This window comes from Mesorhizobium sp. A556, assembly GCF_054489545.1.
This window is the reverse complement of sequence record NZ_JBTMXA010000002.1, coordinates 589137-601527: the sequence shown is the minus strand read 5'-3', so window position 1 is coordinate 601527 and position 12391 is coordinate 589137. Positions and strand designations below refer to the sequence as shown.

Below are 12391 nucleotides of genomic sequence, written 5' to 3'. Positions count from 1 at the left end.
CGGCGCAACCAACGATCCCGGGGCCGAAAAGCCAAAACCGCCGGTCGGGGTCAGAACCCGGCGCCGGCGGCTTGAAACACTCAACTATTTTACACAACGTGGTACGCTGAAGCGCCGTTCCTGCGGCACGCCGGGCAGGATGCTACATCGCGCCGGCTTCGCCCTCGAAATCCTCGCCATCGTCCTTTTCGGGACCACCGTCTTCGAGGAATTTTTCCGCAATCAGGCCGGCATTCTGGCGGATCGCCAACTCGACCTCGCGCGCGGTATCGGGATTGTCGCGCAGGAAAATCTTTGCGTTCTCCCGGCCCTGGCCAAGCCGCTGCGAATTGTAGGAGAACCACGCGCCGGACTTTTCGACGATGCCCGCCTTGACGCCCAGATCGACAAGCTCGCCGGTCTTGGAGACGCCCTCGCCATACATGATGTCGAATTCGACCACCTTGAAGGGCGGTGCCAGCTTGTTCTTGACCACCTTGACGCGGGTCTGGTTGCCGACGACCTCGTCGCGGTCCTTGACCGAGCCGATGCGGCGGATATCGAGGCGCACCGAGGCATAGAATTTCAGCGCGTTGCCGCCGGTGGTGGTTTCCGGCGAGCCGAACATGACACCGATCTTCATGCGGATCTGGTTGATGAAGATGACCATGGTGTTGGAGCGCGAGATGGAGGCCGTCAGCTTGCGCAGGGCCTGGCTCATCAGGCGGGCCTGGAGGCCGGGCAGCGAATCGCCCATCTCGCCCTCGATCTCGGCGCGTGGCGTCAGCGCCGCCACCGAATCGATCACCAGCACGTCGATGGCGCCCGAACGCACCAGCGTGTCGCAGATTTCCAGCGCCTGCTCGCCCGTATCGGGCTGCGAAATCAGCAGATTTTCAAGATCGACGCCAAGCTTGCGGGCATAGACCGGATCAAGCGCATGTTCGGCGTCGACAAAGGCGCAGATACCGCCCTTTTTCTGGGCTTCGGCCACCGTGTGCAGCGCCAGCGTGGTCTTGCCCGAGCTTTCCGGGCCGTAAATTTCAACAATGCGGCCGCGCGGCAGACCGCCGACGCCTAGCGCGATGTCGAGGCCGAGCGAGCCTGTCGGCACCGTTTCGATCTCGACTACCTGCTCGTTTGCGCCCAGCCGCATGATCGAGCCCTTGCCGAACGCGCGTTCGATCTGCGACAGCGCCGCGTCCAGAGCCTTAGATTTATCCACCGCTTTGTCCTCTACCAGCCGCAAAGAATTCTGAGCCATGATACATCACCCCTTGGTCGTCAATGAAGGCCCGACAACGCCGTGAACCTGCCATGTATGTACTCTCTTTGTTCTCTTTTGACAAGAGAGGTCAACCAACTGTAAACATTGCATTATTCCAGTTTGTTCTATTTTTGTTTCTCAATGATCATATAGAATGCATCCCAACGGGCGGTTGCCGGGCGGTAGCGTGACGTTGCGAATCGCCTTGGCGGATTGCCCGGCCAGCCCAGGCAGTCTAGCCTTGGATGCGAATTTGAAAATGGAAATTGCGTGGCCGGTTCCTCTAAATCCTTTCACATCCTGGCGATAGGCGGTGCGCATATCGACCGGCGCGGCCAGGTCTCCGGCCCGTACGTGCCGGCCGCCTCCAACCCGGGTAGGATGCGTGACGATGTCGGCGGCGGCGTCTTCAACGCGTTGCGCAATGCAGTGCAGCGCGGCGTTTCAGCCTCGCTGCTGTCCGTGCGCGGGGGCGATTCCGGGGCCGACAGCGTGGCGCAGGCGATTGCCGAGGCCGGCATCACGGACATTTCGGCGGTGTTTCTCGACCGCTCGACGCCAAGTTACACCGCCCTGATCGACCGCGACGGCGAGTTGATCGCCGGATTTGCCGACATGGAGCTTTATGAACTGGCGTTTCCGAAACAGATGAAGCGGGCCAAGGTGCGCGAAGCGATCGACGCCACCGACGCCGTGCTGTGCGACGCCAATCTGCCGGCGGCGGCTTTGGAACGGCTGGTGGACCTTGTGCAGGGCAAGCCCCTGTTCGCAATCGCCATTTCGCCGGCCAAGGTGATGCGGCTGAAGCCGGTGATGGACCGGCTGTCGCTCTTGTTCATGAACCGCCGCGAGACCGCCGCTCTCACAGGCTTGGATCGCCATGCGGATGAAGAAGCCGTCGTTGCGGGCTTGCGCAGGACTGGACTCAAGGCCGGCGTGATCACGTCTGGAAACGCACCGGTGCTGGCTTTTGACGAAGAGGATATCTTCACCATCGCGCCACCCGCGCCGCGCTATGTCGCCGACGTCACCGGGGCCGGCGATGCGCTGGCGGGCGCGACTGTGGCGGCGTTGCTGCGGGGACAGATGTTGCACTCCGCCCTGCGCGAAGGCGTGGCGGCGGCGATCCTTGCCATCGAAAGCCGCGACACGGTGCCGGATTTAACGGCGATTGCCTTTGACGAGGCGCTCGCTCTTGTGCCGGAAGCCAGGGTTTTGGCATGAAAGCGACGAAATGGAGCCAACCATGATCCCGGAAACCGCCCGTCCCTTTATCGATCTTCATCCGCCCGTGGCCGAGGCGCTAGCCACCGGCCGGCCCGTCGTGGCGCTGGAATCGACCATCATCACCCACGGCATGCCCTACCCCGACAATGGCGCCATGGCGGCCGATGTCGAAAAGATCATCATCGACGAAGGCGCCCTGCCGGCAACCATCGCGGTGGTGAACGGGCGCATCAAGATCGGCCTTTCCGACGGCGAGCGCGAATCGCTGGCGATGACCGGCGACGCCATGAAACTGTCTCGCGCCGATCTCGGTTTTGCCGTGTCGCAGGGGCGCACCGGCGGAACCACGGTCGCCGCCACCATGATCTGCGCGCATATCGTCGGAATAAAAGTGTTCGCCACCGGCGGCATCGGCGGCGTGCACAAGGGCGCGGAAAAAAGCTTCGATATTTCGGCCGACCTGGACGAATTGGCGCGCACGCCCGTCATCGTTGTATCGGCCGGCGCGAAGGCCATTTTGGACATCGAAAAGACCCTGGAAGTACTGGAAACGCGCGGCGTGCCGGTGATCGGCCATGGCTGTGAGGTCATGCCGGCGTTCTGGTCGCGGCATTCGCCCTTTCGCGCGCCGCTGACGCTGCATTCACCGGGCGAGATGGCGCAACTTTTCAAAACACGGCAGGCGCTGGGGCTCGGCGGCGGCATGCTGATCGCCAATCCGGTGCCGGAAGGCGATGAGATCCCGGCGGCCGAGATGGCCTCCTATATCGAGGCGGCGCAGAAGGCCGCCGAAGCGCTGCATGTCAGCGGCAAGGCGGTGACGCCGTTCCTGCTGGGGAAAATCCTCGAACTGACCAATGGACGCAGCCTGAAAACCAACATCGCACTGGTTGAGAACAATGCACGGCTGGCGGCGAGGATTGCCAAGGCGCTGTAGCGCCTTTGTCCGGCGCCATCTGCGGCCGTGCCTCCATGAGCGTTACGACGGTCTCATTGTACAATTGCGATTCTTCTGAACCGGCTCAGCGACTCCGAGGCTGAGGCATGGATTCCGGCGAGCCATCGCGATCAAGAATGCAAACGCGTCACTTGCCGCTTCTCAATCCCGCCTCGTAGGCTCGGCGCGCCCAGACAACCATCTCGTCGGGATCGTCGAGGGCGCTGTCCGGCACGCTCCAATAGGGCATGGCGACCTCCTTGCCGTGGCGGGAGCCGGTATAGGTCCATTGCCGGCAGCCGGCGGCGAGAAAATCCGTCGCGCTTTCGCCATCGCCCTTCAGCAGCAATTCGCCGCGCATTTCGATGGCGATGATGACACCGTCGAAATAGATGCCCTTGCCGCCGAACAGGCGTCGGATCGAAATGGGTCCGAGGCTTTCGAAAAGTTCGGCGAGGCGTTCGTTGTCCATGGGGGTATGATGGCATGGGCGGTTGTGCGTGTCAGGTCCGGATTCTTCTTGCGCTAACACCCCTCATCCGTCTCGGCTTCGCCGATCCACCTTCTCCCACAAGGGGAGAAGGTAACGTCTGCATTATCCATACTGCCAATCGTCAACATTGGTGATTGGCGGAGGCGACGACGCCACGCTCTTACCTTCTCCCCTTGTGGGGCCCGAAGGGCGGGCGAGGCCCGTGACTCGCCCAGGGCGGTGGATCGACGCGGAGCGGCGAGACGGATGAGGGGTGTTGGCCGGAGAGCCGCCTAAGCCGCGCTTTGTGCTCTCGCTTCGGCCAGCGCCTTGAGATCGGCGGGCTTCAGTTCGACGGATTCGCCGCAGCCGCAGGCCGAGCTCTGGTTCGGGTTGGAGAAGGTGAAGCCGGTGCGCAAAGGCGTCTGCTCGAAATCCATCTGCGTGCCGAACAGGAAAAGGGCCGCTTCCGGGGCGACATAGACATGCGCGCCGTCGCGCTCGATATGGTCGTCCTTGGGGCTCGGCTCGGTCACCAGATCGACCGTATATTCCATGCCGGCGCAGCCGCCCTTCTTGATGCCGAGGCGGATGCCATGCGCGTTTTCTCGCGACGAAACGATCTCGAGCACGCGGGTCGCTGCCTTTTCGGTCATGCTGATGACGGAAAAACTTCTCATCTCATTCTCCGCTTCCACGCTAGGTTCAAGGCCTGCGGAACGCAACTGCCTGTAAGATGGTGAAGATTCGCGCTTGACGCAAGGGCGATCAGTACCAGCCGACCGCCACCTGCGCCTCTTCCGACATGCGGTCGGGCGACCACGGCGGATCGAAAGTCATGGTGACTTCGATGCCGGAAACGCCTTCCACCGCGCCCACGGCGTTTTCCACCCAGCCGGGCATTTCGCCAGCTACCGGGCAGCCGGGCGCGGTCAGCGTCATCTCGATCTTGACCTGGCGGTCGTCTTCGATGTCGATCTTGTAGATCAGGCCGAGTTCGTAGATGTCGGCCGGAATTTCAGGATCGTAGACGGTTTTCAGCGCCGAGACGATGTCGTCGGTAAGCCGCGCCAATTCGTCGGCTGGAATGGCGGAGGGAGCGGCTACGCCTTCGGCAACCATTCCCGATGTGGCGTGGTGGTCAGCTTGTTCCATGATAGTCACCCGAAGAACTTTCTCGCTTTTTCAAGCGCGTCGGCAAGGGCGTCCACTTCGCCCCGTGTATTGTACATGCCGAACGATGCCCTGCATGTGGAGGTTACGCCAAAGCGTTTCAACAGCGGCTGGGCGCAATGCGTGCCCGCGCGGACCGCCACGCCCTGCCGATCGATCACCATCGACACGTCATGCGCGTGAATGCCCTGCAATTCGAACGAGACGATCGCGCCCTTGCCCGGCGCGTCGCCGAAAATGCGCAGCGAGTTGATGGCGCTAAGCCGCTCATGCGCGTAGTTTTTCAAATCGGCTTCGTGCGCGGCGATACGCTCGCGGCCGATGCTTTCCATATAGTCGAGCGCGGCACCCAGCCCGATGGCCTGTACGATCGGCGGCGTGCCGGCCTCGAAACGATGCGGCGGCTCGTTGTAGGTAACGACGTCCTCGGTCACCTCCTCGATCATCTCGCCGCCGCCCATGAAGGGCCGCATGCGTTCCAGCATTTCCTTCTTGCCGTAGAGCACGCCGATGCCGGAGGGCCCGTAGACCTTGTGGCCGGTGAAGACGAAGAAATCGCAATCGAGGTCCTGCACGTCGATCGGCATATGCACGGCGCTCTGGCTACCATCGACCAGCACCGGGATATTTCTCGCATGCGCGATGCGGCAGATTTCCTTGATCGGCGTCACCGTGCCGAGCGCATTCGACATATGGGTGATGGCGACAAGCCTGGTTTTGTCGGTCAGGCTCTTTTCGAAATCCTCGATGTGGAAGCCGCCAAGGTCGTCCACCGGCACCCAGACCAGCTTCGCGCCCTGCCGCTCGCGGATGAAATGCCACGGTACGATGTTGGAATGGTGCTCCAGGATCGACAGCACGATCTCGTCGCCCGCGCCAATGTTCGGCATGCCGAAACCGTAGGCGACTGTGTTGATGGCGGCGGTCGAGTTGGAGGTGAAGACGATATTGTCGGTGCTGGGCGCGTTGAGGAAGCGACGCACCGATTCGCGTGATTTTTCATAGGCATCGGTCGCCGCGTTCGACAGGAAATGCAGGCCGCGATGGACGTTGGCGTAGTCATGGGCATAAGCGTGCTGGATGGCGTCCAGCACCACTTGCGGCTTCTGCGCCGACGCGCCGTTGTCGAGATAGACGAGAGGTTTGCCGTAGACTTCGCGCGACAGGATCGGGAAGTCGCGGCGGATCGCCTCGACATCATAGGGAACGGTTTCGATTTTCTGGTCCACTTCAACGTACCTTTGTCGTGCGTCCTTCGAGGCTCGCTCCGCTCGCACCTCAGGATGAGGAGCGTTGTAACATCCCCCACTTCGAAGCGGATACGGAAGCGTTGTTCTTCCCATCCTGAGGTGCGAGCCCGCGAGATCGTTTGCGGTTCACTGTGTCCTTCAAGGGCGAGCCTCGAAGGACGCACCTCACTCACCCATGCGCGACGAACCAGTCGTCCAACTTCAGTTCGAGCGCTTCGACCATCTGTTCGTCGTCCAGTTCCTCGATAACCGCGGCAACGAAGGCCTTGACCAACAAGCCGCGCGCCGTCTTCTCGTCGATGCCGCGCGCCATCAGATAGAACAGATGGTTGTGGTCGATCTCGGTAACCGTCGCGCCATGGCCGCAGACCACGTCGTCGGCGAAGATTTCCAGCTCGGGCTTGGTCGAGAACTCGCCATCATCTGACAGAAGCAGCGTGTTGCAGGCCATGTTGGCGTTGGTCTTCTGGGCGTATTGGTGCACGTTGATGCGGCCCTGGAAGACACCGTGGGCCTGGCCGGTCACCACATTGCGCACGACTTCCGTCGAGGTGGTGTTGGGCACGGAATGGTCGAGCACCATGGTCACGTCGGTATGGGTGTCGCCAGCCAGAAGGTTGATGCCGCGCAACTGGAAGTCGCAGCCCTCGCCCTTGGTCAGGACGTTGATTTCCTGACGCACCAGCCTGCCGCCGATGTTCATAAAGAACAGCGTCAGCTTCGAGTTCTTGCCAAGCTCGGCCTTGAACTGCGCCAGATGCGTCGCCGTATCCGGCTGCTCCTGCACGATGATCCAGGTCACCTCGGCATCGTCGCCAAGCGTCAACTGGCTGACCGAACTGGCCATGCCGTCGCCAGCACCAATCTGGCGCTCGACGATGGTTGCTTTCGCGCCGGCGCCAACCCGCACCGGCAGCCGCACATGGCTCTGGCCACCGGTCAGCATGTTTTGCAGTTCGACCGGCTTTTCGATTGCAGCACCAGCGGCGATGTCGACGAAATAGCCGTCAGCGACAAAGGCCACGTTCAGCGCGCCGATGGCGTCGTCGGTTCCGTAGAGGTCAAGGGCGGGCGCGAAGCTTCCGTCCGTCAATTTGTCGGCTAGGCGCTCGACCGTGACGCCTTCGACGTTCGAGGCTTTCGCGCTCGACACGCCGTTGAGCACCGGCAGCACCAGCGAGCCGTCAACGATGGGCGCAACCGGCTTCGCGGCGGCAGAGGTCGAAAAATCCGGCACCGCGGTCAGCAGGCGGCGCAGATCCGTATAATGCCAGGATTCGACGCGCCGCGTCGGCAGGCCGTGCTTGATCGCTTCGATAGCCTCGTCGCGCTTCACCATCACCGCGCCGTCGCCCGGCAACAGCGACTGGCGGTCGCCGAAAGCGTCGATGAGCGCGGTTTCTGCCTGGGTACGCTGAGGTTGTAAATGCATGTTCATGACGTTCCCCTCAGGCGGCCTCGCCGATCACGCCGGCATAGCCATTGGCTTCAAGGTCGAGCGCCAGCGACTTGTCGCCGGACTTGATGACCTGGCCCTTGTAGAGCACATGCACCGAATCCGGCACGATGTGTTCCAGCAGGCGCTGGTAGTGGGTGATGACGACGACGGCGCGGTCGGGCGAACGCAGCGCGTTGACGCCCTCGGATACGATCTTCAACGCATCGATGTCGAGGCCGCTGTCGGTTTCGTCAAGCACGCACAGTTTCGGCTCCAGCAGCTTCATCTGCAGAATCTCGGCGCGCTTCTTCTCGCCGCCGGAAAAGCCGACATTGAGCGGGCGCTTCAGCATCGCCATGTCCATGTCGAGCAAACCGGCCGCTTCCTTCACCCGCTTGATGAATTCCGGAATTTTCAGCGGTTCCTCGCCGCGCGCCTTGCGCTGCTCATTCATCGCCACCTTCAAGAATTCCATGGTGGCGACGCCCGGTATCTCCATCGGATACTGGAAGGCGAGGAAAATGCCCTTGGCGGCACGCTCGGCCGGGTCCAGTTCGAGGATGCTCTCGCCGTTGTAGAGGATGTCGCCCTCGGTCACTTCATAGTCGCTCCGACCGGCGAGCACATAGGACAGCGTCGATTTTCCCGAGCCGTTCGGCCCCATGATGGCCGCGACCTCACCGGCCTTGACCGTCAGGTTCAAGCCACGGATGATCTCGGTGCCGTCATCGGCGATGCGGGCATGCAGGTTCTTGATTTCTAGCATTTTTTCTTCCTGAATATTTTTGTCTGTCGCGTCAGTGTCGGGCGGTCAGCCGACCGAGCCTTCGAGGCTGATGCCAATCAGCTTCTGCGCTTCGACCGCGAATTCCATCGGCAGTTGCTGGATGACGTCCTTGACGAAGCCGTTGACGATCAGCGCGATCGCCTCTTCCTCGGGGATGCCGCGCTGCATGACGTAGAACTTCTGGTCGTCCGAAATTTTCGAGGTGGTCGCCTCGTGCTCGAATTTGGCCGTCGAGTTCTTGGCTTCCATGTAGGGCACGGTGTGCGCGCCGCACTGGTCGCCGATCAGCAGTGAGTCACAATTGGTGAAATTGCGCGCGTTGGTCGCCTTGCGGTGCGCCGAAACCTGGCCGCGATAGGTGTTCTGGCTGAACCCGGCGGCGATGCCCTTGGAGATGATGCGGCTGCGCGTGTTCTTGCCGAGATGGATCATCTTGGTGCCGCTGTCGATCTGCTGGTAGCCGTTCGACACGGCGATCGAATAGAACTCGCCCTGGCTGTCGTCGCCGCGCAGGATGCAGGACGGGTATTTCCAGGTGATGGCCGAGCCGGTTTCCACCTGCGTCCACGAAATCTTCGAGCGATCGCCACGACAATCGCCGCGCTTGGTAACGAAGTTGTAGATGCCGCCCTTGCCGTTGGCGTCGCCCGGATACCAGTTCTGCACCGTCGAATACTTGATCTCGGCGTCGTCCAGCGCGATCAGTTCGACCACGGCAGCGTGAAGCTGGTTTTCGTCGCGCTGCGGAGCGGTGCAGCCTTCGAGATAGGAGACGTAAGACCCCTCTTCGGCGATGATCAGCGTGCGCTCGAACTGGCCGGTGTCGGTCGCGTTGATACGGAAATAGGTCGACAGTTCCATCGGGCAGCGAACGCCCTTCGGCACATAGACGAACGAGCCGTCGGTGAACACGGCGGAGTTCAACGTCGCGTAATAGTTGTCGGAAACCGGCACCACGGAGGCCAGATATTTCTTCACCAGCTCGGGATGCTCGCGGATGGCTTCCGTGATCGAGCAGAAGATGACACCGACGGCCGCCAGTTCCTTCTTGAAGGTGGTGACGACGGACACGCTGTCGAACACGGCGTCGACCGCGACGCGGCCCGACTTGTAGACATTGTCGTTCTCGCCATCGAGGCTGTTATCGTCCGCAACAGGCTTTTGCACGCCGGCAAGGATTTCCTGCTCCCTCAGCGGAATGCCAAGCTTGGCATACGTCTTGAGCAACTCGGGATCGACCTCGTCGAGCGACGTCGGCCCGGGCGTGGACTTAGGCGCCGCGTAGTAGTGGATGTCCTGAAAGTCGATTTTCGGATATTCGACGCGCGCCCAATTCGGCTCTTCCATGGTCAGCCAGCGGCGATAAGCCTCCAGACGCCACTCAAGCATCCACTCCGGCTCTTCCTTCTTGGCCGAAATGAAGCGAATGGTGTCTTCGCTCAGGCCCTTGGGGGCCTTATCCATCTCAATGATCGTCTCGAAGCCGTATTTGTACTGATCGACGTCGATCAAACGGACTTGGTCGATGGTTTCCTGCACAGCAGCCATCAGTGTTCTCCATCCTTGCCGGGTTCAAGGCCCGGCAGTTTTCAAACTATGGCACCGCCTATTGGCGTCTCCTTGGAGAACCCATGGAGCGATCCCCCGGGGCGGCGTAAGTTCCATATAGTGCTTCCCGACCGGAAATTCATCCGGCCAATGCGGGACGCACGGCTTGTTCAGGCCTTACGGCCCGATTTCTACATCGCGCTCACGCGGCCCGGTCGCGATTGGCGCTGCGGGCGGCGAATTTCGCCAACGCGGCGCGAAACAGTTCGATCTCGTCGGCGCTCGTTGCCGGTCCGATCGAGACGCGCAATGCGCCCAGGTTTTCGTGCCCCATCGCCTTCAATACATGGCTCGGCCCGATCTTGCCGGACGAGCAGGCGGACCCCGCCGACAAGGACACACCGGCAAGATCGAAGGCGATCTGCGCCGTCTCGGCCTTCATGGTCGGGATAGCAAAGAATGTCGTGTTGGCAAGACGCTGCGTGCCCGCTCCAAAGATTTGGGCGTCGGGCACCAGCGCCGTCACCGTTGCTTCCAACGCATCGCGAAGGCGGCGGACGGCCTCGACGGCGTTCAGGCCGGCAAGTGCTGCCTGCGCCGCCGCGCCGAAGCCGGCGATGGCGGCAAGGTTTTCGGTGCCGCCGCGATGGCCCTTCTCCTGGCCGCCGCCGGGAATAAGCGGCTTCGGCATCATCAGGTCGGCCGCGGCAACGATGGCGCCCGCTCCTTGCGGGCCGCCGATCTTGTGCGAGGACAGAATCAGATAATCCGCGTAACCCGCTGCGATATCGAGTGGAATTCGCCCCGCCGCCTGCACGGCATCCAGCACCAGAACGCCGCCTGCGGCCTTCACCACCGTGGAAATTTGCTGAAGCGGCTGGATGACGCCCGTCTCGTTGTTGGCGGCGTGGATTGCCACCAGCGGCAGGCCTTCGGCCTTGTCATGCGCGCCAAGCGCTTCTGCCAGCTTGTCCAGCCGGGCGACGCCATTGCCGTCAACACCGATCCGCGTCACCTGCGCCGCCGGGAAGCGCCCGCCGTTCAGGATGCAGGGATGGTCGGCCTCGCAGACATAGAGCCGGCCCATGCGCAAGGCCGCGCGGCCCATCTGCCAGTCCGGCGTCAAAAGGGTCGCGGCCGCTTCCGTCGCACCGGAAGTGAACACGACATGCGCGGGCTTGCCATTGACCAGTGCAGCCACGTCGCGCCGTGCATTCTCGATAAGGCCGCGTGCCGCGCGGCCCTCGGTGTGGACGGACGACGGGTTCGCGGAGGCATCGAGCGCGCGCAACATCGCATCGCGCGCGGCAGGCAGCAGCGGCGCGCTGGCATTATAGTCGAGATAGGCGCGTCTAGCCGCCATTTTCGTCCAATCGATCCCGTTAGAAGCCGTTCCGCGAGGACGGCGCGTTATTTCCTTGAAATTCCAAGGCAAGCCGTCCTATTTACGCATCGCGGCGCGGATGGCTGGCAATTCAAGCTGGCTATCCAGTTTTGAACAATTCTAAACTAGCTTTTAGAAACACGCTGGCTCTCCGTCAAGGCCAGAGTCGAATCTGACGGAGTTGTACCGGGAGCCGCACCCTTCGGTTGCAGTTGGAGTATTTTATGCCTGAGGTCATTTTTACAGGTCCGGCCGGTCGCTTGGAAGGCCGTTATCAGCCTTCCAAGGAAAAGAGCGCCCCGATCGCCATCATCCTGCACCCGCACCCGCAGTTCGGCGGCACGATGAACAACAAGATCGTGTACGACCTCTTCTATATGTTCCAGAAGCGCGATTTCACGACGCTGCGCTTCAATTTTCGCGGCATCGGCCGCAGCCAGGGCGAGTTCGACCACGGCACGGGCGAGCTTTCTGACGCGGCGGCAGCACTCGACTGGGTGCAGTCGCTGCATCCGGATTCCAAGAGCTGCTGGGTCGCCGGCTATTCGTTCGGCTCGTGGATCGGCATGCAGCTTTTGATGCGCCGCCCCGAAATCGAAGGCTTCATCTCGATTTCGCCGCAGCCCAATACCTACGACTTCTCGTTCTTGGCGCCTTGCCCGTCATCCGGCCTGATCATCCATGGCGATGCCGACAAGGTCGCGCCGCCGAAGGACGTGCAGGGCCTGGTCGACAAGCTGCACACGCAAAAGGGCATCACCATCACGCAAAAGACGCTGCCGGGCGCCAACCATTTCTATTCGAACGACGCGCCGCTGCTGCTGGAAGAGTGCGCGGATTATCTCGACCGGCGGCTAAACGGCGAATTGTCCGACCCGCGCCCCAAGCGGCTGCGCTGATTGCCAGTCGACCGGGCCGATCTGGCTCAA

General features: G+C 61.9%; 12 protein-coding genes. 3 read left to right on the top strand and 9 right to left on the bottom strand.

Going from position 1 to position 12391, the window contains the following annotated elements:
* Window positions 1-142: 142 nt before the first annotated feature.
* Window positions 143-1243, bottom strand: a complete 1101-nt coding sequence (recA, locus tag ACX3P0_RS07505; RefSeq protein ID WP_459079750.1) for a recombinase RecA — start codon at window positions 1241-1243, stop codon at window positions 143-145.
* Window positions 1244-1516: 273 nt separating this feature from the next.
* On the opposite strand from recA, the gene ACX3P0_RS07500 reads away from it, so the two are divergent.
* Together ACX3P0_RS07500 and ACX3P0_RS07495 are read left to right on the top strand one after the other, a co-directional pair.
* Window positions 1517-2470 carry a carbohydrate kinase family protein gene (locus tag ACX3P0_RS07500; protein WP_459087664.1) on the top strand — a complete coding sequence of 318 codons (954 nt, stop codon included), beginning with the start codon at window positions 1517-1519 and terminating at the stop codon, window positions 2468-2470.
* A gap of 22 nt (window positions 2471-2492) precedes the next feature.
* On the top strand, window positions 2493-3410 hold the full coding sequence (locus ACX3P0_RS07495; RefSeq protein WP_459087662.1) for a pseudouridine-5'-phosphate glycosidase: 918 nt from the start codon (window positions 2493-2495) through the stop codon (window positions 3408-3410).
* Between the two features lie 148 nt (window positions 3411-3558).
* On the opposite strand, the gene ACX3P0_RS07490 is transcribed toward ACX3P0_RS07495, so the two are convergent.
* The 8 genes from ACX3P0_RS07490 to ACX3P0_RS07455 form a co-directional block, all read right to left on the bottom strand.
* Window positions 3559-3882 carry a TfoX/Sxy family protein gene (locus tag ACX3P0_RS07490; RefSeq protein WP_459087660.1) on the bottom strand — a complete coding sequence of 108 codons (324 nt, stop codon included), beginning with the start codon at window positions 3880-3882 and terminating at the stop codon, window positions 3559-3561.
* Between the two features lie 293 nt (window positions 3883-4175).
* Window positions 4176-4562, bottom strand: a complete 387-nt coding sequence (gene sufA, locus ACX3P0_RS07485; protein ID WP_459079746.1) for a Fe-S cluster assembly scaffold SufA — start codon at window positions 4560-4562, stop codon at window positions 4176-4178.
* A gap of 88 nt (window positions 4563-4650) precedes the next feature.
* Window positions 4651-5037 (bottom strand): SUF system Fe-S cluster assembly protein, encoded by a 387-nt coding sequence (locus ACX3P0_RS07480; RefSeq protein WP_459079745.1) that lies wholly within the window; start codon window positions 5035-5037, stop codon window positions 4651-4653.
* 5 nt (window positions 5038-5042) lie between these two features.
* Window positions 5043-6284 (bottom strand): cysteine desulfurase, encoded by a 1242-nt coding sequence (locus tag ACX3P0_RS07475; RefSeq protein WP_459087658.1) that lies wholly within the window; start codon window positions 6282-6284, stop codon window positions 5043-5045.
* Window positions 6285-6474: 190 nt separating this feature from the next.
* Window positions 6475-7743: a Fe-S cluster assembly protein SufD gene (sufD, locus tag ACX3P0_RS07470; protein WP_459087656.1), complete on the bottom strand. Its 1269-nt coding sequence runs from the start codon at window positions 7741-7743 to the stop codon at window positions 6475-6477.
* Window positions 7744-7753: 10 nt separating this feature from the next.
* The gene (gene sufC / locus ACX3P0_RS07465) at window positions 7754-8509 is read right to left on the bottom strand and encodes a Fe-S cluster assembly ATPase SufC (protein WP_459087654.1); all 756 of its coding nucleotides are present in this window, start codon (window positions 8507-8509) and stop codon (window positions 7754-7756) included.
* Between the two features lie 45 nt (window positions 8510-8554).
* Window positions 8555-10078: a Fe-S cluster assembly protein SufB gene (gene sufB / locus ACX3P0_RS07460; protein ID WP_459087652.1), complete on the bottom strand. Its 1524-nt coding sequence runs from the start codon at window positions 10076-10078 to the stop codon at window positions 8555-8557.
* Window positions 10079-10280: 202 nt separating this feature from the next.
* The gene (locus ACX3P0_RS07455; protein ID WP_459087650.1) at window positions 10281-11441 is read right to left on the bottom strand and encodes a cysteine desulfurase family protein; all 1161 of its coding nucleotides are present in this window, start codon (window positions 11439-11441) and stop codon (window positions 10281-10283) included.
* Window positions 11442-11686: 245 nt separating this feature from the next.
* On the opposite strand from ACX3P0_RS07455, the gene ACX3P0_RS07450 reads away from it, so the two are divergent.
* Window positions 11687-12361 carry an alpha/beta hydrolase gene (locus ACX3P0_RS07450; protein ID WP_459079739.1) on the top strand — a complete coding sequence of 225 codons (675 nt, stop codon included), beginning with the start codon at window positions 11687-11689 and terminating at the stop codon, window positions 12359-12361.
* Window positions 12362-12391 lie beyond the last annotated feature (30 nt).

Bases quoted from the DNA above. Each gene is read 5' to 3' on its own strand.
- recA (WP_459079750.1), bottom strand. From the start codon at position 1,243: ATGGCTCAGAATTCTTTGCGGCTGGTAGAGGACAAAGCGGTGGATAAA.
- ACX3P0_RS07495 (WP_459087662.1), top strand. From the start codon at position 2,493: ATGATCCCGGAAACCGCCCGTCCCTTTATCGATCTTCATCCGCCCGTG.
- ACX3P0_RS07490 (WP_459087660.1), bottom strand. From the start codon at position 3,882: ATGGACAACGAACGCCTCGCCGAACTTTTCGAAAGCCTCGGACCCATT.
- sufA (WP_459079746.1), bottom strand. From the start codon at position 4,562: ATGAGAAGTTTTTCCGTCATCAGCATGACCGAAAAGGCAGCGACCCGC.
- ACX3P0_RS07480 (WP_459079745.1), bottom strand. From the start codon at position 5,037: ATGGAACAAGCTGACCACCACGCCACATCGGGAATGGTTGCCGAAGGC.
- sufD (WP_459087656.1), bottom strand. From the start codon at position 7,743: ATGAACATGCATTTACAACCTCAGCGTACCCAGGCAGAAACCGCGCTC.
- sufC (WP_459087654.1), bottom strand. From the start codon at position 8,509: ATGCTAGAAATCAAGAACCTGCATGCCCGCATCGCCGATGACGGCACC.
- sufB (WP_459087652.1), bottom strand. From the start codon at position 10,078: ATGGCTGCTGTGCAGGAAACCATCGACCAAGTCCGTTTGATCGACGTC.
- ACX3P0_RS07455 (WP_459087650.1), bottom strand. From the start codon at position 11,441: ATGGCGGCTAGACGCGCCTATCTCGACTATAATGCCAGCGCGCCGCTG.
- ACX3P0_RS07450 (WP_459079739.1), top strand. From the start codon at position 11,687: ATGCCTGAGGTCATTTTTACAGGTCCGGCCGGTCGCTTGGAAGGCCGT.